Annotated in this window: 31 protein-coding genes; 10 read left to right on the plus strand and 21 right to left on the minus strand. The window is 52.9% G+C overall.

Going from position 1 to position 24,326, the window contains the following annotated elements:
• Positions 1–26: 26 nt before the first annotated feature.
• On the minus strand, positions 27–1,073 hold the full coding sequence (locus PHN51_01250) for an FUSC family protein (protein ID MDD2817404.1): 1,047 nt from the start codon (positions 1,071–1,073) through the stop codon (positions 27–29).
• Between the two features lie 77 nt (positions 1,074–1,150).
• Here PHN51_01250 and PHN51_01255 point away from each other — a divergent pair, with 77 nt between their 5' ends.
• Entirely contained in the window at positions 1,151–1,996 is an 846-nt protein-coding gene (locus PHN51_01255) for a hypothetical protein (protein ID MDD2817405.1), read from the plus strand.
• A 35-nt stretch (positions 1,997–2,031) separates the two neighbouring features.
• Here the strand turns inward: PHN51_01255 and PHN51_01260 are convergent, their stop codons facing one another.
• On the minus strand, positions 2,032–3,069 hold the full coding sequence (locus tag PHN51_01260) for a diguanylate cyclase (GenBank protein MDD2817406.1): 1,038 nt from the start codon (positions 3,067–3,069) through the stop codon (positions 2,032–2,034).
• Positions 3,070–3,261: 192 nt separating this feature from the next.
• Positions 3,262–4,182 (minus strand): alpha/beta hydrolase, encoded by a 921-nt coding sequence (locus tag PHN51_01265; protein MDD2817407.1) that lies wholly within the window; start codon positions 4,180–4,182, stop codon positions 3,262–3,264.
• Between the two features lie 208 nt (positions 4,183–4,390).
• Between PHN51_01265 and PHN51_01270 the strand changes: the two genes are divergently transcribed.
• On the plus strand, positions 4,391–5,236 hold the full coding sequence (locus tag PHN51_01270) for a DUF3097 family protein (protein MDD2817408.1): 846 nt from the start codon (positions 4,391–4,393) through the stop codon (positions 5,234–5,236).
• Between the two features lie 123 nt (positions 5,237–5,359).
• Here the strand turns inward: PHN51_01270 and PHN51_01275 are convergent, their stop codons facing one another.
• Positions 5,360–5,974 (minus strand): hypothetical protein, encoded by a 615-nt coding sequence (locus tag PHN51_01275; protein ID MDD2817409.1) that lies wholly within the window; start codon positions 5,972–5,974, stop codon positions 5,360–5,362.
• Between the two features lie 115 nt (positions 5,975–6,089).
• Between PHN51_01275 and PHN51_01280 the strand changes: the two genes are divergently transcribed.
• Positions 6,090–6,410 carry a hypothetical protein gene (locus PHN51_01280; GenBank protein ID MDD2817410.1) on the plus strand — a complete coding sequence of 107 codons (321 nt, stop codon included), beginning with the start codon at positions 6,090–6,092 and terminating at the stop codon, positions 6,408–6,410.
• A gap of 50 nt (positions 6,411–6,460) precedes the next feature.
• On the opposite strand, the gene PHN51_01285 is transcribed toward PHN51_01280, so the two are convergent.
• Positions 6,461–8,404 (minus strand): sulfatase-like hydrolase/transferase, encoded by a 1,944-nt coding sequence (locus PHN51_01285; GenBank protein ID MDD2817411.1) that lies wholly within the window; start codon positions 8,402–8,404, stop codon positions 6,461–6,463.
• 156 nt (positions 8,405–8,560) lie between these two features.
• A complete protein-coding gene (locus PHN51_01290; protein MDD2817412.1) occupies positions 8,561–9,256 on the minus strand; it encodes a DUF2202 domain-containing protein in 696 nt (231 codons plus the stop codon).
• Positions 9,257–9,467: 211 nt separating this feature from the next.
• On the opposite strand from PHN51_01290, the gene PHN51_01295 reads away from it, so the two are divergent.
• The gene (locus PHN51_01295; GenBank protein ID MDD2817413.1) at positions 9,468–10,247 is read left to right on the plus strand and encodes an SGNH/GDSL hydrolase family protein; all 780 of its coding nucleotides are present in this window, start codon (positions 9,468–9,470) and stop codon (positions 10,245–10,247) included.
• Here the strand turns inward: PHN51_01295 and PHN51_01300 are convergent.
• Positions 10,244–10,816: a hypothetical protein gene (locus PHN51_01300; protein MDD2817414.1), complete on the minus strand. Its 573-nt coding sequence runs from the start codon at positions 10,814–10,816 to the stop codon at positions 10,244–10,246. The two genes, PHN51_01295 and PHN51_01300, sit on opposite strands and share 4 nt — an antisense overlap.
• On the minus strand, positions 10,776–11,378 hold the full coding sequence (locus PHN51_01305) for a helix-turn-helix transcriptional regulator (GenBank protein MDD2817415.1): 603 nt from the start codon (positions 11,376–11,378) through the stop codon (positions 10,776–10,778). The genes PHN51_01300 and PHN51_01305 overlap by 41 nt, the downstream gene beginning before the upstream one ends.
• A gap of 158 nt (positions 11,379–11,536) precedes the next feature.
• Here PHN51_01305 and PHN51_01310 point away from each other — a divergent pair, with 158 nt between their 5' ends.
• Entirely contained in the window at positions 11,537–12,397 is an 861-nt protein-coding gene (locus tag PHN51_01310) for a hypothetical protein (GenBank protein ID MDD2817416.1), read from the plus strand.
• A gap of 11 nt (positions 12,398–12,408) precedes the next feature.
• Here the strand turns inward: PHN51_01310 and PHN51_01315 are convergent, their stop codons facing one another.
• The 9 genes from PHN51_01315 to PHN51_01355 form a co-directional block, all read right to left on the minus strand.
• Positions 12,409–12,615, minus strand: coding sequence for a 2TM domain-containing protein (locus PHN51_01315; GenBank protein ID MDD2817417.1), 207 nt, complete (start codon positions 12,613–12,615; stop codon positions 12,409–12,411).
• Positions 12,616–12,656: 41 nt separating this feature from the next.
• Positions 12,657–13,301 (minus strand): cation transporter, encoded by a 645-nt coding sequence (locus PHN51_01320; GenBank protein MDD2817418.1) that lies wholly within the window; start codon positions 13,299–13,301, stop codon positions 12,657–12,659.
• An 89-nt stretch (positions 13,302–13,390) separates the two neighbouring features.
• Positions 13,391–13,726: a metalloregulator ArsR/SmtB family transcription factor gene (locus PHN51_01325; protein ID MDD2817419.1), complete on the minus strand. Its 336-nt coding sequence runs from the start codon at positions 13,724–13,726 to the stop codon at positions 13,391–13,393.
• Between the two features lie 132 nt (positions 13,727–13,858).
• Positions 13,859–14,122: a hypothetical protein gene (locus tag PHN51_01330; GenBank protein MDD2817420.1), complete on the minus strand. Its 264-nt coding sequence runs from the start codon at positions 14,120–14,122 to the stop codon at positions 13,859–13,861.
• A gap of 31 nt (positions 14,123–14,153) precedes the next feature.
• On the minus strand, positions 14,154–14,465 hold the full coding sequence (locus PHN51_01335) for a hypothetical protein (GenBank protein MDD2817421.1): 312 nt from the start codon (positions 14,463–14,465) through the stop codon (positions 14,154–14,156).
• The gene (locus PHN51_01340; GenBank protein MDD2817422.1) at positions 14,462–14,779 is read right to left on the minus strand and encodes a hypothetical protein; all 318 of its coding nucleotides are present in this window, start codon (positions 14,777–14,779) and stop codon (positions 14,462–14,464) included. The genes PHN51_01335 and PHN51_01340 overlap by 4 nt, the downstream gene beginning before the upstream one ends.
• A gap of 82 nt (positions 14,780–14,861) precedes the next feature.
• A complete protein-coding gene (locus PHN51_01345) occupies positions 14,862–15,305 on the minus strand; it encodes a hypothetical protein (GenBank protein ID MDD2817423.1) in 444 nt (147 codons plus the stop codon).
• A 79-nt stretch (positions 15,306–15,384) separates the two neighbouring features.
• Positions 15,385–16,083 (minus strand): hypothetical protein, encoded by a 699-nt coding sequence (locus tag PHN51_01350; protein MDD2817424.1) that lies wholly within the window; start codon positions 16,081–16,083, stop codon positions 15,385–15,387.
• 102 nt (positions 16,084–16,185) lie between these two features.
• Positions 16,186–17,601, minus strand: a complete 1,416-nt coding sequence (locus PHN51_01355) for an esterase-like activity of phytase family protein (GenBank protein MDD2817425.1) — start codon at positions 17,599–17,601, stop codon at positions 16,186–16,188.
• A 36-nt stretch (positions 17,602–17,637) separates the two neighbouring features.
• Between PHN51_01355 and PHN51_01360 the strand changes: the two genes are divergently transcribed.
• A complete protein-coding gene (locus PHN51_01360) occupies positions 17,638–17,847 on the plus strand; it encodes a hypothetical protein (protein ID MDD2817426.1) in 210 nt (69 codons plus the stop codon).
• A gap of 43 nt (positions 17,848–17,890) precedes the next feature.
• Here PHN51_01360 and PHN51_01365 read toward each other — a convergent pair whose 3' ends face one another.
• The gene (locus PHN51_01365) at positions 17,891–18,457 is read right to left on the minus strand and encodes a heme-binding protein (protein ID MDD2817427.1); all 567 of its coding nucleotides are present in this window, start codon (positions 18,455–18,457) and stop codon (positions 17,891–17,893) included.
• A gap of 113 nt (positions 18,458–18,570) precedes the next feature.
• On the opposite strand from PHN51_01365, the gene PHN51_01370 reads away from it, so the two are divergent.
• Complete coding sequence (locus PHN51_01370) at positions 18,571–19,164, plus strand: hypothetical protein (GenBank protein MDD2817428.1); 594 nt, start codon at positions 18,571–18,573, stop codon at positions 19,162–19,164.
• Positions 19,161–19,640, plus strand: coding sequence for a hypothetical protein (locus PHN51_01375; GenBank protein MDD2817429.1), 480 nt, complete (start codon positions 19,161–19,163; stop codon positions 19,638–19,640). The genes PHN51_01370 and PHN51_01375 overlap by 4 nt, the downstream gene beginning before the upstream one ends.
• A 2-nt stretch (positions 19,641–19,642) precedes the next feature.
• Here the strand turns inward: PHN51_01375 and PHN51_01380 are convergent, their stop codons facing one another.
• Positions 19,643–20,017 carry a DUF4236 domain-containing protein gene (locus PHN51_01380; GenBank protein MDD2817430.1) on the minus strand — a complete coding sequence of 125 codons (375 nt, stop codon included), beginning with the start codon at positions 20,015–20,017 and terminating at the stop codon, positions 19,643–19,645.
• 231 nt (positions 20,018–20,248) lie between these two features.
• On the opposite strand from PHN51_01380, the gene PHN51_01385 reads away from it, so the two are divergent.
• Positions 20,249–20,965, plus strand: coding sequence for a hypothetical protein (locus PHN51_01385; protein MDD2817431.1), 717 nt, complete (start codon positions 20,249–20,251; stop codon positions 20,963–20,965).
• Here the strand turns inward: PHN51_01385 and PHN51_01390 are convergent.
• A complete protein-coding gene (locus PHN51_01390; GenBank protein MDD2817432.1) occupies positions 20,962–21,792 on the minus strand; it encodes a hypothetical protein in 831 nt (276 codons plus the stop codon). The genes PHN51_01385 and PHN51_01390 overlap by 4 nt on opposite strands.
• A gap of 166 nt (positions 21,793–21,958) precedes the next feature.
• Between PHN51_01390 and PHN51_01395 the strand changes: the two genes are divergently transcribed.
• Positions 21,959–22,954: a hypothetical protein gene (locus tag PHN51_01395; GenBank protein MDD2817433.1), complete on the plus strand. Its 996-nt coding sequence runs from the start codon at positions 21,959–21,961 to the stop codon at positions 22,952–22,954.
• Here PHN51_01395 and PHN51_01400 read toward each other — a convergent pair.
• Positions 22,951–24,288, minus strand: coding sequence for a DNA cytosine methyltransferase (locus PHN51_01400; GenBank protein ID MDD2817434.1), 1,338 nt, complete (start codon positions 24,286–24,288; stop codon positions 22,951–22,953). The genes PHN51_01395 and PHN51_01400 overlap by 4 nt on opposite strands.
• Positions 24,289–24,326: the final 38 nt, after the last annotated feature.

The following is a 24,326-nucleotide window of genomic DNA, read 5'->3' on the forward strand; positions in this document are numbered from 1 at the left end:
CCGATCTCCCTCTATCTTGTCTATCGCTAGGCCTCAGCATCGCTCCGGCGACGAAGCCACATAAACATAAACGCCGCGGCAATGAGGCATCCCAGGGCTGTTGCCGTGGTTCGGTAATGAATGGTTTCGCGCAGTGGATCCCCATTGAGACTGAACACCCCAACCACCAGCATGGTGACACCAACCACTGAAATTGAATAGTTGGATCGCACGAACACCAAACAGGTGAACACCCCTAGGGCCATGAACAGCGCAAGGCCATACGAGTGCAGCTGCAAACCTTCGATAATCGCTAGGCACACGAGTAGCCCCGCAAGGGTTCCAATGAATCGGTGCACAACTCGGTAATCGGTTCCGTCGCGATCTGGTTTGCTCACCCATGCCACAGTCATCGGAATCCAATACAGGTGTGGCCAGGCCAAGTAATCTGACACAGCCGTAGCAACAATCATGGCCAGTGCAAGGCGCAGGGCATGTTGAAAGAACGCGTTTTTTATATCAAAGCCCTGACGCAACCGATCCAGAAACGGTGCTGAGGCATGGGCGGCAGATCGAAGCGAGGATCGAGAAAACAGCATCACTGGGATCACAAAAACCAGCACTTGCACCGTTCCGCCTAGCGCTACCAACCCGGTGTTCTCCCAATTGGTGAGAATCGTGATGGGTGAGCCCGCAAAAATGGCATACATCACCAGCGCGAGCATGCCGTTCAATGCTCCGCGCTGGCCTACCACTCCCGCTAAACCGCACAGGAACCCAACGACCATCACCACAATGAGTTCTTCATAGCCCAGCCGGGAACTAAACCCGCCAAGTAAAGTACCGATCGTTAGCCAAAGTGCGGTCCACGACATTGAACGCCAATGAATGCCGATGGGTTCTGCAACATCAGCCAGACCCGTGAAGAATGCCCCAACAACAAGGGGGATCGCCATTTGGGGTTGCCCGATAGCGATCGTGATGGAACACAACACCCCAGCAACAATTGCCGCGCGCAACGGACGTTTCCAATGCACCACTGATCGATCGATCGTCGTTGTACTCGCTACTAAACTTCCCACTCTCGATGACACAGGGCAATGCTGTCAGATAGCCCGCGAAAACTTGTAAAAACACCGCACACCTCGCACCGCAACTGCCAAGATGTCGTATGCGCTCTATCCAGGTGCTTCGCCATGGTCACGTCAATCAATTCGCCAGAAACTATGACCATGTCCTCAACTTCTATCGCACCGTCTTTGATGCAGATGTCTTTTTGGAATTCGAGGAACCAGATTTTGGTGGCAAGAATGCCGTGTATGTCGCCGGTGCGGCCTGTTTTGAACTGTTCGCTCCAACGAATCCCGATATGGCCATCGGTGCAAGCATTGCGCGCTTTGGTGAGCGCTGGCATTCATTGGAGTGGACCGTACCCAATCTTGACGAAGCAATTGACATCGTTACTGAACGAGGCATTCGCATCACTGATCGCTCGCCTGGCAATTACATTTTCGTGCACCCGCGCGATTGCCATGGCTTGTGCTTGGAACTCACCACGCATTTCTTTAACAACGATCCACGCGATGCAGTTGACTTCGATTCAGTAAAAGGCGTTAACAGCAATCCACTGGCATTGACCGGTGGCCCCATTATCACCATGGTGAGTTCCGATGCTCAAGAGTCAATAGCTTGGGTTGCCGATTTCACTGGACGCACTCCCGATAGCACGCATCAAGGAACCCGAGCCAATGCTCATGCAATTAATTTTGGTGACCACGTCATTGAATACGTCACGCCGAACCAGTCAGAGAGCGACAAGGAACTACACACACAAATCACGACTCATGGCGCTTCAATGTTTTCCGTGACCTTGCCCGTACGGGACTTAGAACATGCACAGCGCGAACTAGAACGCCACAATCTGGTAGTTGCGTTAGTGCCCAGCGCACCAGTGCCCTTACTCGCGCTCGATCTCAAGCAAACCGATGGTGCACGTCTGCAATTCATGCAGGCTTAGCAGGAAAATATTGCCGAAACCAGGATGCACATCATCTAGCCCGCGCGCACTAAATTTCGCCCTGCTAATTTCGCGCAGTACATTGCTTCATCCACCCGCACCAACCAATTATCCAGACTTCGTTCCGGATCAAATTCTGCAACTCCAACACTGATCGTGACAGTGCCTGCATCCTTGAACGATTCACTACCGATGACATGACGCAACTGTTCGGCTAATGCTTGTGCCCCATGGAGTCGACTGTGCGGTGTAAGAATCATGAATTCTTCTCCGCCCCACCGGCACAACACATCCTCCGCTCGAATTCGCTGTTTAAGGCGACTCACTAATTCAATAAGAACGAGATCCCCAACATGATGGCCAAAGTGATCATTGACGTTCTTAAACCCATCGACGTCAATCATGAGTAGTGACAGTGACTGCCCGTAACGCATTGATCGTGCTACTTCACCCTCGAGTACCTTTTCGAAATATCGTCGGTTCCATGCTTCAGTAAGCGGATCCATTGTGGATAAACGCTCAAGTTCCTGTGTGGCAGACACCAGTTCTGCGTTTACACGCAGCAGTTCATCTTTGGCCTCCTGCAGCGCAATGAGAGCTGCTTTGCTTTCGGAAATGTCTCGTGAGACGCCAAGAATTTCCACAACGTTGCCGTGTTCATCAAGGTGCGGGAGTACATGTACTTGCGTCCAGACCGTAGTTCCATCTTTACGGTAATACTCAAGCTCCCCTTTGAACTCAGGCAGTTCCCCACCATCGTGTATCGCTGCTCCCAGCGCAGTGAAATAGTCAATTGAATGGACGGCCGAGGAGAGTGGGTGAATTTGGTCAATAGTTTGCGTCAACGCCTCGTCAACAGAAATTCCCCGCAAGCGCTCGACCGAGGGTGACACATACGTGATGTTGCCATCTAACGACATCGTCCAAATCACATCATTCGCATGTTCTGAAATGAGTCGATGCCGCTCTTCGCTCACCTGCATTTGCTCTAAGACATTCGCCAAATCAACATGATCAAGATTGTGGGCCGGCAGCGAATGCTTTGGTTCCACTGGCGGTATCTGGACATCCATACGTCACCCCACCTCTTGAGATGCAACGTGACGGCACACCATTGGCATCCGGAAACAATTACGAGGCCAATGTAGGGCGATGGCATTGCTCAAAACTCATTGAAATCTGCACAACGGATAGTTTTGTCCGCTGGTGTCCGGACAAAACTTGCGCTCATCCAGTACCACGATTAAACGGGCTGCATCAAGGATCTATGCAACGTTCAAGAACGAATTCAGCACTTTCACGAGCCCAGCAGGGTTATCGCTTTGGATTGAATGACCGGCATCGGGAACGATCTCGAACCGCAGTGATGCAGCACGCGAGGTGAATTCTGCAACATGTTCATCAGTGACAAAAGCAGAAGCACCGCCACGGATCAACATCATCGGCAACTGGATCGCAGAAACGTCTTCCCACAGTGCATCGAAGGAAGCGGCTGGGTTTGCATCGTCTTTTTCATCCGACGACAACTTGTCGTAACGCCAACCCCACTGACCATCCTCATATTTGCGGGCATTGTGCACCACACCACGCTCAATGAGAATCGCTGGGCGATTTGGTGCAAGGGCTGCGGTCGCGTCGATCATTTCTGCCAACGACGCATAACGCGTGGGACCTTGGGTGAGCGCTGTAGTGCCGCGTTCTTCCTTCGTCATCTTCTTCATCTGTTCAAGCTGGCTAGGCGTGACGTCAATGACCGTGACAGATGTGAATAAATCTGGGCGCAACGCAGCTAATCGAATTGCAGTTAGCCCGCCCAAAGACATGCCAATTAATGCAACTGGAGCAGGGAGCTGCATTTGGTCCAATACATCAGCAATCGCAGTTGCGTTCGTGAACGGCCAATAGGCCTTGTCTTCACGCCAATCTGAATGTCCATGCCCAGGAAGGTCGATGGCAATGATGGATTGGTCGAGCAAGAGTGCAACGGCATCCCATGTGTGAGCATTTTGACCGCCACCATGAAGGAATACTGCTGTTGGTGACTCGACTCCCCAATGCAGGGAGGAGATAGCAGTGCCATCGGCCAGTTTCCAAAAACGCCGTTCTAAGGCAGGTTCAGCCCAAGTGACACCTAGATGATCCGCTGTCTGTTCCAGCAGATGCTTCTCTGAGATGGTCTCACTCACAGCTTCGCTCCTTTATTACATGCGGGCACTTCTGAACTTGATGGTACGGAACTTCATCATCAACGAGGTGCTGTTTCCTCACTTTGCTCAAAGAATGAGGACATGCATCGTGGAATTCTTGCCAAATTGCCGGAACTTCCAATTGGCGCAACGCTCAAATCACGCAACACAACCACAATTTTGATCAACTCCTGCCTAGGCTCACACAGTGAGCGATCGATATGGGTCAGATGTGCTGGGTGGCCCCTTAGCTGGGCGTTCCCCTGCTCGGCCAACACCACCACAAGTCGCAGCCGAGCTTGGCATGGTTCTTGAATGCCCGCATACGGGTTGGGTCGGTGCCATCACCGGGATTAATAAAGGTCCGCAAGGTTGGGCGGTTGCCTTGGAAGATCGCAAAGGTCGAACCAAGATGTTTCTCTTCACCGATCCCCTGTTCCTTGAAGGTGAACTCATTGCCTTAACCAGATCAACCTCACCTTCGTCTACAACTCGAAAGCGCACAGCTTCGGGCTCACTTGCAGTCACTGATGAACGCGCCAGAGTTGCTCGCGGCTCGCGCATTTGGGTTGAAGGCAAACAAGACGCCGAACTCGTGGAAAAAATCTGGGGCGCTGACCTTCGCGTTGAGGGTGTTATCGTTGAAGAACTTGGTGGCGCTGATGCATTACTCGCGGCAGTGCAAAATTTTCAACCTGATGCACAACACAAAATCGGGATCCTGCTCGATCACTTAGTTCCTCACAGTAAAGAGCAGCGAATTGCAGACGAGGTCAATCGCGCCTTCCCGCAGCACGTGCTCATTCTCGGGCATCCGTATGTCGACGTGTGGCAAGCAGTACGCCCACAGACACTCAATATTGATCAATGGCCAACGATTCCCAAATCCATCGGATGGAAGGAAGGGGTGTGTGCACACTTCCAATGGGATGCAGACACGTCAGCAACGTGGAGAACGATCCTGAGCAAGGTCAACACCTTCACTGACCTTGAAACAAGCCTACTTGGCCGGGTTGAAGAGCTGATTGACTTCGTTACTGACTCACACACATAACTCCTGACAAACCATGCACAAAGAAATTATTCGTGAAGGTTCCAAATCTAAAAAGGCAGCACTCGCGGCACTGTTGAAGGAAATGCGCGCGCAGTCTCAACAACATCTGAAGCTTTTCAGTAGCTAGCAAAAATACATGTCTTGATTGCTAAGCATGCCTTGCACTGTTGGGGACAAGCGCCCAATGACAGCAACAGATGGCGACGCCCAAGCAATGGCCAAGACTGCCTGCTTCTTACCTCGACCCGGCATGGTGCCACGGGCCACAGAAACGTTAATCGTGGTTGATGAAGCTGTTGTACCTGCCCAACAGGCACTGGCCTGCTTGCGCGATTGCGCCTGATGGGAAGTCAAAGTTCGACCAGGTGTTCCAACTCCCCCAAGAACAATGTTGGTCACTGCTTGGGTATTTGACTCCCAAGGTGCCGATACCGCGAATGATGAACCTGGAGTAAACGCGGTAGGAATAGAAAGGATTGCGACACCATTGCGCACCTTTGCCAATGGTCCATTCCAGTATTCGGGTTGAGCTGGCTCAACCATGGTCGCGGGTTCATTAAGCAGGCCGCGCTGAATCCCAATCGTGCAGCCTTCGCAGTTACGCACGACTAACCGAATGATTGTTGATTGACCCAAAGATGGCACAGGAGTTGCAGCGCTTGCTGAGTCAACGAGAACTACGCCGGCACTGGCAATCATGGCCACAATCGCCATACAAGCTGTGACAAGTCGCTTCATGTATCCCCCGTCAGGACGAGCCCAGCGGGCTGCACAATGGCGGCAACTTTAGACCTTAATCTCTCGTTCACATTGCAGGAACCTCGCCGACATCCGCACATGTCACAGTTCAATCATGAAGACACATCTGGCCAATCACACGGGGGATGAATCCATGAACAATCAAGAAGCAAACTTCGCCTGGATACAGCAGAATTACACCCTGCAGTTGCTCGCAGATTCGCGCACTGTGCGCTCACCGCAAGAAGCTGTGGTTGCCCATCTTCGCTGTTGGGAAAAAGTAATGAGCGAAAACAGCGATTGCCGCTCATCTATCCTCAAACTCAACATTGAAGACATCATCAACTTCCGCGACACCACATTGGCGACAATCACTGCCGAGCATTACGGCTACACCATTAATGATCTAGCCATCCACCTGCGTATTGCTGCGTAACTCAACAACGTCACCAGTACACAAGACAGCAGGAACCTGTCGCCAATAACTTATGCCCCGATATTGAGTAAATCAGGCGAAGTTGGCCGCGCAAGGGCGGGATCTGGTGCCGGAACTAAGCGCTTAGCTGCTCTTTGTTGATCCAGAAGTACTTTGAGCGCTGCAACCGTGCCCGCCGAAGCGCGGTCATCGGCGAGGTTGCGCAACTCGGTTGGATCAGCAGTGATGTTGTAACACTCAAACTGATCGGCAGGCGGTGCGATCTGTCCGGCAGTTGGATTCAATGATGTGACCGTCGTGGTGGCACTCTTAGTTCCGGGTGCTGAAAGGTTTCCAGCAATGATGGTTTCTACGTTCTGCTGATTTGGTGTAGTCCAAAACTGCGGGTTATCCCAGTAGCGGGTGTACTTCCATTGCTCCATTGTTCCGCCGACACCTGTAGGCATCATGGCAACGACAGTTTCCAAGCTGCTTGGCGCGGCGACGGATGGATACATCGCACCCTTCCATGACACCTGCTTTGCTCCCGTGAACGGTGCATCATCGGTCATGAAGAACACAGGGGCTGGCGTGATCATCTTGTCTTCGCCGAGCAGGAATCCCGAGAGATCGCGACCAGGTAACGCCGTGGCTTGGGTATGCGTTTGCTCCAACGTACGTAGCGCCTTCTTTTGATCAATGCCCGCAAGCCCCAACATTGTTGGCAATAGATCTGCATGCGAGGTCAGATCGGAGGACGCAACCGCCTTGGGGAACAACTTCGGATTGTGGAACATCAATGGCACCTTTAACACTTCGTCATAGGCGTTGTGCCACTTTTGGAACATGCCGCCGTGTGCACCCAGAAGTTCACCGTGGTCAGATAGATAGACCACCACAGTGTCGCGATACGCATTGCGATCCTGGGTCAAAGCGCGAATGACGCGACCGATCTGGTCATCGACTTCCTTTTGCAGCTGGTAGTAAAAACGCTGATGCCCCGAACCAGCCTGTGTGGGCTGCAACGCCAACTGGTACGTATCTCGGTAGCTGGCTTGAGTCGATGGCTTATTGGACAAGGTTTCAGCAGCTGATGCAGTGAATCCATCCGTGAACAAATTCATCGGAACATTCGAACCGACCAGTTGCTGTGCCAGATAAAAGTTTTGCTGCGCCAAAGTCAGGTCGCCCCACAGTGTGATGTCATGTGGGTTGACGAATGAAGTGACCAACAACCATGGGTTCTTTGCGTGACGCAGACGCCGCAGCTCATTCACACCCTGCGTTGCAAATTGCTCGTCGCGGCCACGGCCACCTGGTGCCGATGATCCTGAATTCAGCGGATTCTTGCCGTGTGGTTCAGGCCCGACCCAACCATCGAAACCAAATTCGTCTAGTTGATTAGCTTCCAAATAAATTTTCTCGGCCGCCGGCACCGGAACGCTGTTGTTATCGAATGTATTGAGTGTGTTGTAACTGCCTGGTTCATAGAGATCCGCATCGGAAATATGCCACTTGCCCTTGTAATACGTGTCATACCCGCCAGCGCGGAACCAGTCGCCCATTGTTGGAACAGTTGTGGGGTCCAACCAATACAGATCAGTCTCAATTGCACTCTTGGCTGCTCCCGATGTCTGTGAAACACCGTGGAGTGAGGGGTACTGACCCGTGAAGATTGATGCACGACTTGGTGCGCACGCTGCAGCCATCACGTGGTGGTTATTGAATTCCATCGCATGCTCGCGCAAAAAATTCTGGGCTGACAAATTGCGCCGACGCCATAGCGCGAGTTCTTGAGTTTCGTAGGTCGGAGCCATCCGCTGCTCATCAACCATGACCACTAAAAAGTTCGGGCGGCGAGTGAGCCGACCCCGAGGAGTAAACGGCCCAAGATTTGCAGCCGATGCCGTTTGCCCTCCCGCACCTACCAACGCAGCGGCTGCGCCGGTAACACCCATGGCCTGCAGGAGACGACGACGATTGAGGCCAGTGGTTGACTCTTCAGATTGCGACATAGTCGCATCCTGTCACTAAATCAACACATAATCAGACGTGTTCACATGTGTGAGGCCAAACCCCTGCATCTCATTGAGACATTGACATGGTTATCTGCGCCCAGATGTACACAAACATTAGGTGAAGTTTAGTGACCCAGTGTGGAACGAGGGCCGCTAACGGCGGCCCTGTCCACTTCCATTACCAACGCCGGCACCTTTACTGGCGCCTTTACCCGCACCCATGCCATTGCCTTTGCCTTTGCCTTGACTTTGACCCTTGCTATGACCAGCTTCCTGACCGCTGGTGGTCGCAGTTGGGTCAGCCTGGAGTGCAGTGAATGCCTTGAGATGGTTTTGCGAACCGCGTAGCAAGTTATTGAGCACCCGCGTGATGTCCGCTGCCGGATTTGTTGCGATGGCCTTCTGTAAATCACTGATATCCAGTTTCTCAATGGAAATACCAGCTTGCGCTGCAGCTTGGATTGATGTGGAACCCGATGCAATCAATTGGTTGTAAAGCGCCTGCAATTCAGGATCATCAAATTTGCCCACTGCATCACCAACCGTGGGATCAGTAACACCGTACGCAGCAAGTAACTTCTGAATACTTGCTTGGTGACGGGCTTCACTTGCAGCAATATTCTCGAAGGTATTCACGTCGAATGTCTCGCCAAGAACGGTGTACACATCGTGGGCTAATTTTTCTTCAGCCACCATGTGCGTCAGGATGGTTGCGGTGCTATCCGACACTGTTGCAGCGCTGGCACCTCCAGCGATTGCTAGCGACATTGGTGCCGCCAGAGCGGTTACTAGTGCTGTTGTAATAATGCGATGAGAGCCTTTGCGATTGATGATGAATCCAGTATTCATGATCGTGCTCCTTTCTTGATATCTCCAGATTTACGGGCCAGCATCAAGAAGTCATCACGCATAGGTCAACGTGATGTAAGAGCTTGGTTGCAATGGCAAGAATCCATCACTTGGCAGGTCTAAAGACTCTGCAACATCTGTCTGCGATAGGGCTTTGGTCCCGACGCAATTAGCACGACGGGTCCGAGTGAATAATGGTCCCGTGAAAAACATGCGTTTGGTGTGCGTGGGTGATTCCTTTACCGAAGGTATGTGCGATGAGTTGCGTGAAGATGACAACTACCTCGGTTGGGCAGATCGCCTGGCTCAGCAATTAGCAATGCAGGAAGAAACGCAAGTCCAATATGCCAACTTGGCGATCAGAGGAAAACTCTTAGATCAAGTGGTGGATGAACAGATCGACGCAGCGTTAGTGCTTAACCCGACGATCATCACCTTCCATGCTGGCCCTAACGATGTGTTGCGCAGAGGCACTGACCTTGAGGATTTGTTCACGAGGTACAGCAACGCCGTTCGACGGCTCTGTGAAAACCCGGCTACAACCGTTGTTCTCTTCACCGCGATTGGTCGCGCAGGTGGCACCGGCAAAGTCGCCCAACTCCTTGCTGATCGATTTGCCAGGTTCAATGCCAATGTCAGAGCTACGGCAAAAGAACATGACTGCATCGTGGTTGATCTCGAACCTATCGACGTGCTCACCGATCGACGGTTGTGGTTTGAAGATCGCCTCCATCTCAATGCCGATGGTCATGCCAGAGTTGCTGCTGCAGCATTCAGTGTCCTTACGAATAAACAGAAAGACCCAGAAATCGCACAGTGGTGGATTCAACCACTTCCCACACAACCGAAGATAAGCAAAACTCAGGCCCTCAAGGCTGATGCCTTATGGGTGAAGAACCACATGTTGCCTTGGGTGGGTAGACGACTCAAAGGTGTATCAAGCGGCGATGGGCGCCAGCCTAAAGATCAAGGATTGCGGGAAATTCGTTAGATCAGACCGCGATTCTTGAGGTATTCCTCTACATCAGAAACGACTTCATCGCGGATCATGTCTGGACCCCACACTTGATCACAGATGTCCCAAACCTGCACAAGTTGCGTAAAGTTCAGGATTTCGCAAAGAACTCCTACATCTTGAAGATCACGGATTCCACGACCCGCTCTCACTTTCATCGCAAGTAAGTGTTCGGGAGATGCGACTTGAACCAAAATTCCAGGTGCTGCAAACATTTCCCAACTGCGTGAGTCCGCAATTCTTGGAAGTAACGGCGCTACTTGATCGTTGAGCCAATTTGGAGCAAGGTCACCGCGCTCGTGTGCCATCTCGGCAGCAATTTGATCAATGACTCCCACCGGCGTAATCCGTGCATCGATATCGCGCGTCACAGTTGAACGGTCATATCCCAACAACATCGCCGCTCCGCCAACCAGGTAAATCTCTACTTCCAAACCACGCGCATCGAGTCGCTCACCAAGTTCGGTGAGTATTTCCATGATTTGATCTTTTGTCGTGAACACATCACACCGACGCAAGATTGGATCGATCCACAAGGATGCCACGGCTACGCAAGCTAGGAATCCCCTCGCAGAGCGCCCGGCAGCGAAGTCCGGGTAACGATTCTGAAATTCCCACCCACCACAGTTCCCGAAGGAAGTACTGGGGTTCACGCGTCCACGATGGTGCACGATCTAATCCAGCGGCTCGACTCCAATGCACCGCCATCCCAGCAAGTAACGCATCGATGCGTCTATCTCCTGTGGAGGCTGGTTGCGTCAGGAACAACATTTGGTCAGAAATTAATGAAGTTTTTGCGAACGCATCGTTCATACCAACCACGTAGCGAAGAATGTCGAGGTCCAAATCACCCAATTGCGCGTTCGAAGTTTTCTTCAAGGCTCGAAGATTCACCGCGTGCGAAGCCATGGTTCCCAACCACGTTCCGGTATGCATTGTTCCTGGCTTCAGTTCCAAAAAGAGATCAATACGGTCAGTAACCGTCTGGCCAGCGGACAAACTTCCGGCCTCATAAGCACTGATGTTGGCTTGACGGGTGCCTAATAAGAATGCGACATGGGATTGCGTCATCCCTAACTGCATTCGTTGTTGTTCAAGGCCTTTCATTTCGCCACTATATAACAATTTTTTATTTATATATATTGCCTTGGCGCACACTTACAAGCCTTCAACAAATACGGGTGGGTACAGCTTCAATGAGAATGTGTATTTCCAAACAATGGTGACTAATAAATAGACCTAATGCGGCTCACTAGGGTTACGCAATGAAGTTTTCGCACCTTGTAGCGTCGGCCAGTTTTTCGCTGTTGATTCCAGTCACACTCATTGCAACCCCAGCCATGGCGCACCCATCGAGTGCTGCTGTCGCAAAGGTCAAGAGCGCCATGCCTCAAGGCCCTGCTCTTGTCCACCTTGAGGCATCAACGGCAAGTGTGAGTGCCAAGCCTGCTGGCTTCCAAAAGTTGACGTTGACGCTGAATTCTCCAAAGACGGTTCACTGGCTGGGTGAAGTGAAAAACGCGCAAGGCCAAGACATAGTCACGCACGGAGTACAACCAGCTTCGCAACTTCCCGTTGACTGGAAGCCTCTTGGCCATGCACAAAATCTTGGTGCAATGGCAACGCTTACCTGGAACACACACACGACTAACCCTCGTTACGCGCTTGTGCAGATGGAAAAACCTAGTTACAACTCACGCAAGCAGTCGATTCAGGCACGCTTCACAACCCAAGACGCCATTCCCGCACAGATCGCCGATGTGTCATTGAATGTGCATCGAGCACCTGCCAAATCAAACCGTGGATTTCCAGCAACAACACTGTTCAATTTCACGGCAACCACTCTTGGTCAAACCGTGCAAACGAACACAACCATGGTGCAAGAAAGCATCATCAATGGCGACATGATGTGTTATCAATTTGGTCTCATCCAGCAGGCGCCTGTTGCCACACTGCCTAATAATTTGAATTGTGGAGGAGACGTGATATTCATCAATGGGCAATTTTCTATGAACATCCCCACACCGACCCAAACCGGCCAAGTTATTTTTAATGGCGAGTTAGTCAGCAACGGCGGACAACCAATGCCGTTTTACGGAGTTATCGCCCAATTGCAATATTCGTAACCCAAGAAGACTTACTCCTTGGGCATACTGAAAATGCGAATGCCTGCGTAAATCGTGCCGATAACGAAGCCAAGCGCTGGCCACATTGGCCAGAAGTAGCCCTGACCGGTGAGACCCCACACCACAACACAAATCACCCAGACGGCGACGAAGCCGGCAACTGTTCGCCAGAAACCGTCAATTGACGCTGCTCGCTTTGCTGCTACATCACTCATCATCAAGCCCATCTCTCATCTACCGGTGTTGCGGTGCCCCAGCGTCAGTGTTGAGGTTTCGTGAAGGTGGCGGCTTCTTCGGGTCCGGCCTCGCAGGCGTCGCTGCAGCCGCAGCCGTCGGCCGGTTCCTCGCCCACCGGTCCGGGGACGCAGGCGCATGCCTTGCCCTGCCATGCCTCGCGGCCCTCCCGCAGCGCCAGGCCCGCGACCACCAGGCCCACGACCGGGTCGGCCCACCACCAGCCCAGCAGCGAGTTCAGTAGCAGCCCGACGAGCAGGACGGCGGAGAGGTATGTGCACAGCAGCGTCTGCTTGGAGTCCGCCACCACGGTCACCGACCCCAGTGCCCGTCCGGTGCGGCGCTGCGCCCACGACAGCGTCGGCATGATCGCCAGCGACAGCGCCGCGATCACGATGCCGACCGTGGAATGCTCCGGCGCCTCCCGCGTGAGCAGCGTCTTGACCGACTCGAAGGCCACGTAGCCGGCCAGCGCGAAGAACGAGATCGCGATGGCCCGCAGCGCCGCCCGTTCCCGGGTCTCGGGCAGCCGATGCCGGAACTGCCACAGAATGATCAGCCCGGACGACATCTCCACTACCGAGTCCAGCCCGAACCCGACCAGCGCGACCGACGATGCCGCGGCCCCGGCCGCGATCGCCACCACCGCCTCGACCGCGTTGTAGGCCACCGACGCCCCCGCCAGCCACTGCGCCCGACGTCCCAGCCTGCGCCGGTCCGACGCGGTCAACGCCAGCCGAGCCGGGGCCGCTGTCCCGGTCATGACCGCGCCCGCGTGCCGTAGGTGGGACACAGCGTGACCGCCTCGCCGGTGTCCGCCAGCAGGACCTCCGCCGCCTCCAGCAGCCCGACCAGCGCGGGCTCGGCGGCCAGGGAGTACACCGACGCCCGGCCCTGCGCCCGGACCTGAACCATCCCGCAGTCCAGCAGGCACCGCAGATGCGCCGACACCGTCGACTGCGCAAGCCCAAGGTGCTCGGTCAACTCCACGACCCTGTGCTCACCCAGCATCAGATGCGTCAGGATCGACAACCGCGACGGGTCACCCAGACTCCGGAACAGACTCGCCGCCGCCGCGATCGCGGCCGCGTCCACCCCAGTCCCCGAACCGTCGCGACCCCCCGCTGGACTACTCGCCACCATCGCTGTCATCGCCATGCGACGATGATAGGCCGTTGGGCTGGAGCGGCGCGAGGCACGGGTGTAGCGAACCGCTCGCGGTCGTCCTCAACCGGAGCCCAGGCGGCGGCGCAACTCTAGGTTCTCCGCCTGCGCGGTGGCCAAGGCATGGCGCAGTTGCTGGACCTCGGACTGATGCTGGGACCGCATCTGCTTCAGTTGCGTGGACAGCGCCCGCACGGCCGACGATGAGGACTGGGCCGCCGGTTCGGCGTCGTCTTGGTCGTGGCGGTGCTGCGGCCGGGCGCGTAGGTCGGTGATCAGTGACCGCAGTTCGGGGTGCCGGCCAACAATGCGGGTGCATCGTGCCATCTGTATGTTGCGAGGATCATATGAGGCAAACTCACGGATTCTGGTAAATCGCATGGTTGCCTATCCTGCGCCACCGCACGAGTAATTCACCGTCACGTTCATTGAACTCAAAGGTTGCTCGACTGTCAGGTGACGCAAACGACCACGTCATTTCCCACACCCTCGGCGCACTGACCATGCGACGTACGTGCAATGCGGAAGGCCAAACACTTGATTGCCTTGATGCTTCAAACGCTACACATCCATCATGGAACTGCTGAACGACAGACATGAATGCACGGCGGTGCTCACTGGGTAATCCCAAGAAGTCACGATCAAATCGCGGTGTGGCCTCGAACTTCATTCAGCGATTGAATCTAAGTTCTCAAGTGCTTGCACAAAGTTATCCACATCGGAGTACGCGCGTACTTCACCACGAGCAACGAGCTCATCAACTTCGCGCTCGCCTGCCTGCCAGCCTTCTTGCCAGAACCATGCTTCATCTGCAGGAACCGCAACAGTTGGTCGAAATTCCAAGATGCCATCGGCACGCTCAGTGATCTCTACCTGTGCACCTGGTTCATCGAGACGATATTTCTTACGCAGTGCCGCAGGCAGGGCAACTAAGCCTCGTGCCTGAACGGCTACAAATCCGTGGAAGGGAACAGCTGAACTCATGTGCCACGATTAGCCGTATTGCAGTAATTCAGCAATACAGCAATACAGCAATCTTTCGACCCTAAACACAGAAGGTGGGTACTTACCCCGCCCGCAACACCAACATGTACTGACCGCCACCAGGTTCAATCGACGTCGACAAGGCCATGCCTGGCACAAAGCGGGAGAGCCGATCGAGTAACCAGTCAGAGGCCTCTTGAGCGTCCGATTCACTTGGGCAACGAGCAATAACCTCTCGCCCACCCTTACGGGAAAGACGATCAACAGTGGCAACGATCGGCGAAGGATCGACCACCAGAAGATCTGGTGACCACGCAACGACTGGGGCGACCTTGCCCTTCTTGGTGTTGCAGTCGCGGTGAGCCAGGCGCTCAACCATGACCGCGCCTTTCTTTCCCTTGGCAGCCGCAAACCCATCAACGGACGGGCCGCGATCGGAATTCACGGAGGCTTCTGGATCTACCGGGGCATCACAGAGCCAGCAACGCCAACCATCGCGTTCGCCGATCTCATTTAGGTCACTCATGTGGGCAGGCTATGCCATTGAGACACAGACCCATCGCCCCGTGCTGTTCTTAACTGAGTAGATCCAGCACACGTCTGCGTTATGGATAAGTGTTGTGGATACCTGCGGTGCGCTCAACCCAACCGCCTGCACTCGTACAAGCATTATCAAATGACGTGCTCTCCGAACTTGCGAGAACAGAACCTGGCGGTGTGATCTCAGATCCGCTCTTGGACATACAGATAGCCATCGGCGGAAAGTTCGTGGTGGTGGTTGTCACATCGTCGATAAACAAGCTCACAGCATCAAAAGTTGCAGGCGGTGTGGCGTAGGCCTTATTCACGAGATTTTTTGCACCAACAGAGATCACATTGGGCGCAAGCACTACTGCATGGAACTTCAATGTCGACGCATCGATCAACTGTGGCTTGGTGAGTTCAACAACAAATGAATCACTGGCGCCATCGGAATTATGTTCAACCAACACGGCATTTGGTGCAGCATCTGCAAACACCTGTGGCCATACCTGCACGGCGCGTGAAAGTGAACTCACACTTGAGTCGCGATATGGGCGATCAGTGAAGGCGATGATGCTTTCGTCAGTGCCATTGAGGGTGAGCTCGTATGAGCCATCCGCATTGGGTTGCAGCGTTCCTGAATCCGAAGTCAGACTAAAAAGCCAATTGCGTTCTGATGAATCTGCCCCGGTTTGCGGTGAGTACACAGAAGTTGCCCAGGCCATGACCACAACAGTTGCAATTCCAGCGAGAGCGAAAATGGCCCAGAGCTTTTTGTTCATGCGACAACGGTATCTGCTTTTCAAATAACACACACCATCGCAATAACAAGTGCAGGCGCCACTACCTCACATCTGTAGTGACGCCTGCACTTTAAATTTGAGCTACTTCTTGATTGCGGCCTTTGCAGGTGCTTTTGCTGACACCTTTGACTTCGCCTTTGCAGCGGCTGTCACCTTCGCCGAGTTAGCGCTCTTTGCAAGTGCCTTGACTTCAGCATCCGGTGTGGTTGGCAGATTTTGTGCCAAGGTCACGTAGAGGAACTGCGTTGGTGCACCTGTCGGCACGATGGCCTTGAGCTTGGTGTCATAGATGAAGGCGAAGTCGTTGTCGTTGACGAACGCCAAGGTGTTTGCATTCTCAACGGCCATGCCTTCGACCTTCTTTGGCATTTCAGGTACCGACGTGCTGCGGAAGATCACGTTCTTGAATGGCAACATCGAAGTCACCGCTGAATCTGTTGGCTTGAGGGATTCCAAGGTTGGGGCATTTGACGTGTCAAAAGTACTGCCGAGGATTGATTGAGCTGGGTTCAAGGCAACCTGAGAAACAATGAAGGAGTTGTCCGTGCGCTCTTGCACCAACATGATGTTGTTGGTCAATGCCACCATTGCTGAAAGTTTCAAATCAGCAGGCTTGGTTGTGGTTGGGTCAACAGCCTCTGGAGCCTCAAACTTATAGACCCATTCAGCATCAATGACCTTGGTCGCGAGGTCCATCCGCAAGATTCGGGTCTGCAAGGAAGCATCGCCTGTCTTCTTATCTGGGTTCAGCAGTGGGCTTTGAAGCCCGATGAACAAGTACTTCTCATCTGGTGACATTGCCAGTGCTTCGAATCCACGATTGCCCTTGCGGGTCAACAACACTGCAGGCAAGGAATCGGTAACTGGGTAGCCAGCGCCTGTCCCCTTCCAGCCCTTTGGAACGAAACGGTTTTTAACGACGCCGTCAGCATCAGTCTGAATCAGCGATGGGCCGTACTCATCCACCAACCAGAAGTCACCATTCTTGGTACGCACTACGCCTTCAGTGTCCAAACCATTGACGTTGTAGTTGATTGGAGCGCCTGCTGGCGTCGTTGGTACCTGGTCGTAGCCAGGAACGTTTGGCAGGCCAGTGACGCCAACACCCTTGATCGTCTGAATTGCAATCTTTTCAGCGATGGTCGCTGAACCACCCGCAACCTTGATCTTCATGATCAGTGGTGAGAAGTCAGGAACAGGAAAACCAAGGCCTGCATTGCCGTCAGCCATCACCGTGTCGTTGTTTGGCCCGCGGTCGGTGACCACCCAGTACTCGCCTTTGCTGCCTGGACTGCGAAACAGATCTGAGCCGAATCCACCTAACTGAATTCCTGAGTCATTTTTCACCGAACCTGGCAGAGCCGCATTTGATGCTGCAGCAAGTCCTTCTGATGGGAAGGTATAAATACTCACGCCAGTGGTAGCGGCGAAAGCCGGGACCGCCGCGACGGTGAGGGCTGCAGCGCTCAAGCCCAAGATTGCAATGCGTGCACGCACGTTGTTCATCCTTACGTTGAAGTATTGAAATAACGCGTGAGCAAACCAGCCTTTGATGAACACCAATCAGTGGAAAACACTCGCCCACATGACGTGAAGATGAACTTCTCTGTGCAACCTGCAGCCACGTGTGCGCAGAAAGGCAGTAACTACATTCTCTGGGTACTACAAAAAGACGTTATCGATGCGCCAAGCCCCCCAGGTATTCACCAACGTGCGCAGCAGCGAACGACCGGAACATGGTGAAACCCTTTGAATCATGCCCCCAGCACGGCGGAAACCTTTTGAGTTACGAGCGCAGCTGAACTTCGAGCAAGACTTCATTGCGACGAAGAAACCACGGCTTCCAAGGCGGGTCATACCGCGCCCACACTGCAGGGCCGACGGCTTCGTATCCAGAAAAGTTGCCGACCTGCGAATCAGCGCCAGCACCAGCACCAGCACCAGCACCAGCACCAGCACCAGCAAGAAGCCTACGCAACTCAGCTTCATGTTCCATCACACTCGAATATGTCCATCGACCAGACCAGCGAGCTGCAAGCGCAAGATGCGAAGGAATTTCGCGCAAGGTTATTTGTGCATCATCAGGCAGCGGATAGTCACCGATCCCTTTTCTGCCAGGCAACACGAAACTCACTACCCACGCATCAGTTTCAGAAGACGCGGCTTGCAGCACAGGTGCAGTCATCGAGATTTGCTTGGCCGAGATATATCGAACAAGTGACCCAAAGGCTTTGTTTCCTACCCGATCGGCGGAACCTGTCATCACAACATCGGCGACTGTGCAACGCTCATATCTGCGCAATTCAACATTGCCGGAAACCTCAACTACTTCGTACTTTTGCTGCTCAGTCATTCGGACCTCCTCGCGATGCCTCAACCACACGTGCTCCGTTACCCCAGTATGAGCGTGAGGATCCCAAAAGGACGATCATTGACTTACGTAACTAGTAATGTATATTACCTGTTATGAAAACGAAGGAATCTCCACTGCTTCCTATGTTGCGCTCTCGCGTACAAGGAGACATGTTGGCCATGCTTTTCCTTGACCCTGATCGCTCCTACAGCCTCACTGACCTTGCTCACCGTTCAGGAGCAAGCGTTCGAGCCATTCACGCTGAAGCTAATCGACTTGTTGAAGCTGATTGGGTGCACGAAAGGCGGGTCGGTAACAACCGGATGCTTCAAGCAAACTCATCATCGATCATTGCCAGTGCACTCTCCCAACTTCTTCTTGTCACATATGGACCATTACCTCTCCTGACTGACGCCCTCATCGGACTTCCAGATATCTCGCGTGCCTACATATATGGATCTTGGGCGGCCCGTCATGAAGGTCTACCAGGGCCTGCCCCACAAGACATTGACGTGCTCGTAGTTGGCACGATCGATCTTGATCTTGTTCATGATGCAGTTGAGCCTGTTGCACAACGATTGAAACGCGAAGTGAATATTCGTCGGGTGAGTGAAAAGCAATGGCGCAATTATGAAGACGACCCGTTCCTCAAGACGCTGCACTCAAGCCCGTTAGTCGAGTTATCACGTGAGGCGATGACACGATGACGAATCAATGGAATCAAGGGCGCGAACTCATCCTTGCAATGCTTGCAGATAACCGACTGAGTCAGATCACGCCTAATCGCGATCAGGCGGAGGTCCTCCTAACGCAAGCACGTCAGCATCTGTCTAGCGCAACAACCTTGGCTTTGTCCGATCCTGAAGGTAGCTACGTGCTCGCATACGACGCAGCGCGCAAAGCACTCACTGCAGTTCTTGAAGTTCAGGGCTTGCGCACATCAAGTGCACGAGGGCACCACCTCAACCTCTTTGACGCTGTGGTGGCCCAACTTGATCCGCCAATGGGTAAAGACCTTCGTCCATTTTCTCGAATGAGGAGAAGACGGAACGAAGTTGAATATCCCTCGATCGAAATGCCAGCGATGACGGCAACGGACGTGCTCGAAGATGTCGGAAAAGCAAGTGTGATTGTTGAAGTATGCAGCAAAGTCATTGATCATCTGCCTGCATTTGCGTTCTAAAACTATTTTGATCCCAGTGCAACCAACAGCACCACGATCACGATTGCCATCACGACGATCGCCACGGTTTTCCCCGTTGACTTGTGCTGATCGCTAGTGGTGTTGCGAGCTCCGGGGGCAATAACTAAGCCGGGTGAGCTAGTTGGCTCAGCTAGATTTGTATGCTCGCGCGTGTCCTCTGGGGCAGCACCCACATGACCAACCACTTCAGTGTCATACACACCCGTGCCGGGAAGGCCCACCGTGCGCCGCACCTGACCCTTGGAGTTCACGCCAACGCGTGCGCCCTTGACGCCCAGTGACGCAGACATCCCGCGCTTGGTTGCCGTGACTCGTAATGGACCAAACCCCACTGAGCGCCGAAACTGTAATCCCATACTTCGATCATCCCCCATCCGACTGACAAAGCGTCACAATTCCTGCAGACCGAGATGGAAAGTCGGGGAACTACTGAAGGCACGCCATGACATGGCATGTCTCACCATCACAACAGGCTTTGCCCGCATTGGCGTTGAGGCGAGTCGATTGGGCGCAGTGTCAGTGTCCAAATTCTCAGCGCTGCCTGGGGTCTCAACGACGGCAACCGGTGCCCAACTGGCCAGACGGGTTTGGACAACATTCCCGTCACCTTTAACTGGTTCATCAAGAACGACAGCATTGCTGTCACAGACTTCCTCATCACCAGAAGTGATGGCACCACAGTCAACCCCACCTGTGCGCTGCAGTATCCGCCTGATGAATTAAATGATGCCCAAACCGTGAACCTCATTGGCAACTTCGGTGATCCCAAAGCTGCACGCCCCATCACGGTGACTCTGACCGGTGAACTCCAAGGTCATATTCCAGGAGCACAAACAACCACAACTCCCAACGCACTGCAATGGAAAACCATCGCTCCAGGTTTGAGTGCTCCAATCGTTCAGATTGAAGCGGGCCCAGATATTTCTGATGCATGGCGAATCACCCCAGCACTCATGGCTGGCGATAAGAACGCCTGCACCGTAGGTGAAACCTTTGTGCGTGTGGTGTGGTCAAACGGAATGACGGCCTACCCCACCGGTGCTGAGATCGGCCAAGCAGCAACGAACTCCTACCGTGCGCTGTTCACACTGCCCAACAAAACAGTGATCAATATGCGACCACTCGCAGTTGCCGACCTTGCTGACCACAGCACCCCAGCCATGGACGACAACATGCATGATCTCTGCCTACCCAAGGTGCCTAAAGGTGCAGTGTTGAGCCAGATCAGGATCGGTGCGAAGTTCCTGCAGGATCCCAATGGTGATCCCAATGCCGTTCAGCGCTTCAAGGTTCGCAACGCTTAACCTGAAACAGCCATCTGCTGCTTGAGGTTCGCGACGTACTGACCACCGCTCATCAATTGCATCGTGACTGTGCACGTCATATACCCGTTTAGCACCATCTGTGCATTGAATGGAGTCATGCAGCTCACCGTGTAAGCCTGCGAGGCGGTGGCGCCCATGAGATTGCCGGTGCCGTTCATCCAGGCCTGATTCATGATCGCGGAAAGTGACGAGGTTGCTGCTGCCCAGGTGGTTGCGTTGTTCGGGGCAAACACATATTGCTGCAGCGACTGCTGCAACGAGGCAACGAGTGCGTCGGTTGAACCACTCCCCGCATCGTCAATGAACAGGCTTGCGGATACAAAGGTGCGTGGGGTCACCGGGCGCACCCAGTTCGAGCCCTTTTGCAATGGATCAACAGCACGATAGGTACGAGTTGCAGTGAATGACAGCGAACGACCAGATGCCGAGTAGCGCGGGTGCGAAAGTGTGACCACGATCGAAGACGGAGCAATGCCAGCACCGCGTGAATAGGTCAGCACGGCATTGGGTGCTGACGAAGCAAACCAAGAATTCCAATTCGAGACCAGCGCCGATGGAGACATCACCGAGGCTGATCGAAAGGGACGATCGGCGAACTTCGTGACCGGATCGACACCGCGCAAGGAAAGCGTGAAGCGCTCGTCGACACCAGGACCGGCGGGCAAGACGGATGTGGAGCCCGACACTGACTGCACTGTGAATAGGTATGACGGCGTTGCAGCATTAACTTCGGAAATAGATACAAAGGAAAGCGCAAACGAAATCAATATTGAAGTTAACTTTGTGACAAAACTAATTGCTCTCACAACTTTCCTCTCTCATACGTCGATTGTCTAAGAGAAATCCAAGCAACCACGCGCGCAAGTGAATCATATTCATAGATGGCTAAAGAGAGTGAGTTGCGTTCATATCTCCTGTTTAGAAGAGTGAATACATACGCATGCACCCAAGCCCTGCAATAAGATTCAGAACATGAGCAATAAGGGGGATAAATTGCAACCTGAATCTGTCCGGCTGTTTGTTGATACAACTCGCCAAATGCTCAATAGAGAAGAATTCCTATTTCCATATATTTGGGCACAGAGGCAATACCGCGATGACAATTATCAGATGGCTTCAGCGAGTTTGCTAGAAGATTTGTTCTTTGACACTTTGGGAACATATACAAAGCAGCAATTTCCCGGGGCCTCATTTTCCCGCAGACAAGGCCGCGAACCCTGGGATTATGAATTTAGTGGTGTTGAATTTAGTCATAAAGAAGGTCAAACACCTATGTTCACGGCCGTATGGCAGGCCGGCAGTGGAGAAAGAAATAAGACTCCCATCTATGAATTCTGGGACTACTCACACCCAATCACATTCGTTTACACTCCTCCATCGATGACAATTGACTGGGAACTGCTATCACCTAATCAGCTTGGAAATGCGGAAGTTTTTGGCAAAGCAAAATTTCTTACACCCCGCTCGCTTGCACAAAGACTGCCAGAGAATTCTGTTATCGCTTATGGAAAATTGTCCGGCGATTTTTTTACTGTCGAACTTATATTCGAACTAAGGGAATTCGTTGACTTCTCAATACAAGATGTTCGGGAACGCATCGGGTCATCTGATTTGCTGAGTTCTGATTTCTTACTGATCACTCATATCTCTCCGAATGGACGGATTTCTGACTCACTTGATAGTCAGAATGACCCAACTACGATTCACTTAAAGAATAATCCCTTCCTGCCAGGCATTTACGTCCTTGCGGGGGATGAAATAATGAACGTCCCCATGGAATCCAATAACAAAGCCCACTTTGTTCCAAGAGCCGAAGTGCTCAGTCGAATGGACAGCGCAAGAAAGGATGGCAGATTTATACATTTGCCATTGTGGCCGTCACTTTATGCCGATATGACACCACCAAATCTTTACATGATTCAGCGTAAGCAGTTTGATGAAATTTTTCAGGCGCGTAAGCGGATTTAATGCTGCAGTTTCGCTAAGGCCACATCCGGGGACTTTCCTGATTCCTGTATCGCTTGGAGCAGTTTCGGAGCGTGCTTTTTAAGATGATCCTCGTCTCGCCCTGCCAGAGAATTCATGACGTACCAAATGGCTCCAACTGAAACTCCATTACCCAACTGCTTATATGTTGTCGAAGACTTTTGCCCCGAGAAGTCGAACCATTCAGGGAGACCTTGTAACCGGGCTGCTTCACGAGGTGAAAGTCGCCGCTCCCTAGGACCAACAATGCTGGTCTGAGTTATTGCAACAAGTGCAGGCACATAAGTTGGGGCCTTTGCGCGAATACCTGACGGACGCAAGTGCATAACTGCGTCCCAAAGGGAAGGCGTGTCTTGAGCCTGCCATTCGAGTTTTCTCCGTGATGCGGGGAACGCATCTGTATACACTCCCCATTTTTTCGCCCAAGCATCAATTGCTTTCTTATGCGCGGTGTAGAACTCCGCGTTCTTCCTTAGGTAATCAGACTTCCATTTAGGAGTGTCTTTTGGAATCACTAAATTTTTTGTCAGGACCCATTCATCAGCCCACAATGGAAACCCAGGTAAACGTCGCCCTTCGCGTGCTTCCCACATTTTGACAACAAAGTCATTCCAAGCATCAATCCAAAGCCGCTCTGACTGACTCAGATCACAATCTTCAGCATGATGATCTGCATCGAGAGGAAGGTCGGACTCGAGATGCCAAGTAGACGGATCCCATCCGGCTACAGGCCTGTTTTCAAATGCAGGATCCACATCAAGTTCATGACGACTCACGCCTTTACCAACATACGTGGCTGTTATGAAAACTCGTTCACGTACTTGAGGACGGCCACCCATATCCGGCGGCAATAAATGTGGAGAGAAGATGGATGGCTGCTTGGAAACTCGGTAGCCCTCATCTTGAAGGGTCTCAATAATGACCTGCCACTCATGAAGGTGACGGGGTCCTGCAAGATTTCGAACGTTTTCAAGAAGCACGATTGACGGATGATGGGCCTGAATAATCTTGAGAATGTTCCAATAAAGCGTTCCGCGAGTCTCATCCATGCCGCGCTGGGCGCCACTCTTGCTAAATGGCTGACAAGGAAATCCTGCCGCAAGAACGTCATGTGGAGGGACGTTCATAACGTCGTCATTCGCGTCTTGAGTTAAATCTGAAAGTGGGTTCAATCCCCAGTTTTGTTTGTAAATTTTTGCAGCGGCAGGATCAATTTCAGAAGCGTAGACACATTGCCCGCCCATTCCGGAAAGTGCAGCATGGAACCCACCGATCCCTGCAAAGAGGTCGATGAACGTGAAGGCAGGCTTCGTCATGCTGCGACCTTACGGTTCATGTCTGACATTGCCCTATC

The sequence above is a fragment of the Candidatus Nanopelagicales bacterium genome (assembly GCA_028687755.1).
GTDB lineage: Bacteria > Actinomycetota > Actinomycetes > S36-B12 > S36-B12 > UBA11398.

Excerpts from the sequence above, each read along its gene's own strand:
- PHN51_01375 (MDD2817429.1), top strand. The coding sequence starts at position 19,161 with ATGACGAATCAATGGAATCAAGGGCGCGAACTCATCCTTGCAATGCTT.
- PHN51_01345 (MDD2817423.1), bottom strand. The coding sequence starts at position 15,305 with ATGAGTGACCTAAATGAGATCGGCGAACGCGATGGTTGGCGTTGCTGG.
- PHN51_01305 (MDD2817415.1), bottom strand. The coding sequence starts at position 11,378 with ATGAAAGGCCTTGAACAACAACGAATGCAGTTAGGGATGACGCAATCC.
- PHN51_01285 (MDD2817411.1), bottom strand. The coding sequence starts at position 8,404 with ATGTCGCAATCTGAAGAGTCAACCACTGGCCTCAATCGTCGTCGTCTC.
- PHN51_01400 (MDD2817434.1), bottom strand. The coding sequence starts at position 24,288 with ATGACGAAGCCTGCCTTCACGTTCATCGACCTCTTTGCAGGGATCGGT.
- PHN51_01260 (MDD2817406.1), bottom strand. The coding sequence starts at position 3,069 with ATGGATGTCCAGATACCGCCAGTGGAACCAAAGCATTCGCTGCCGGCC.
- PHN51_01330 (MDD2817420.1), bottom strand. The coding sequence starts at position 14,122 with ATGGCACGATGCACCCGCATTGTTGGCCGGCACCCCGAACTGCGGTCA.
- PHN51_01380 (MDD2817430.1), bottom strand. The coding sequence starts at position 20,017 with ATGGGATTACAGTTTCGGCGCTCAGTGGGGTTTGGTCCATTACGAGTC.
- PHN51_01340 (MDD2817422.1), bottom strand. The coding sequence starts at position 14,779 with ATGAGTTCAGCTGTTCCCTTCCACGGATTTGTAGCCGTTCAGGCACGA.
- PHN51_01350 (MDD2817424.1), bottom strand. The coding sequence starts at position 16,083 with ATGAACAAAAAGCTCTGGGCCATTTTCGCTCTCGCTGGAATTGCAACT.
- PHN51_01295 (MDD2817413.1), top strand. The coding sequence starts at position 9,468 with ATGCGTTTGGTGTGCGTGGGTGATTCCTTTACCGAAGGTATGTGCGAT.
- PHN51_01280 (MDD2817410.1), top strand. The coding sequence starts at position 6,090 with ATGAAGACACATCTGGCCAATCACACGGGGGATGAATCCATGAACAAT.
- PHN51_01315 (MDD2817417.1), bottom strand. The coding sequence starts at position 12,615 with ATGATGAGTGATGTAGCAGCAAAGCGAGCAGCGTCAATTGACGGTTTC.
- PHN51_01275 (MDD2817409.1), bottom strand. The coding sequence starts at position 5,974 with ATGAAGCGACTTGTCACAGCTTGTATGGCGATTGTGGCCATGATTGCC.
- PHN51_01335 (MDD2817421.1), bottom strand. The coding sequence starts at position 14,465 with ATGAAGTTCGAGGCCACACCGCGATTTGATCGTGACTTCTTGGGATTA.
- PHN51_01255 (MDD2817405.1), top strand. The coding sequence starts at position 1,151 with ATGCGCTCTATCCAGGTGCTTCGCCATGGTCACGTCAATCAATTCGCC.
- PHN51_01290 (MDD2817412.1), bottom strand. The coding sequence starts at position 9,256 with ATGAATACTGGATTCATCATCAATCGCAAAGGCTCTCATCGCATTATT.
- PHN51_01365 (MDD2817427.1), bottom strand. The coding sequence starts at position 18,457 with ATGACTGAGCAGCAAAAGTACGAAGTAGTTGAGGTTTCCGGCAATGTT.
- PHN51_01395 (MDD2817433.1), top strand. The coding sequence starts at position 21,959 with ATGAGCAATAAGGGGGATAAATTGCAACCTGAATCTGTCCGGCTGTTT.
- PHN51_01310 (MDD2817416.1), top strand. The coding sequence starts at position 11,537 with ATGAAGTTTTCGCACCTTGTAGCGTCGGCCAGTTTTTCGCTGTTGATT.
- PHN51_01370 (MDD2817428.1), top strand. The coding sequence starts at position 18,571 with ATGAAAACGAAGGAATCTCCACTGCTTCCTATGTTGCGCTCTCGCGTA.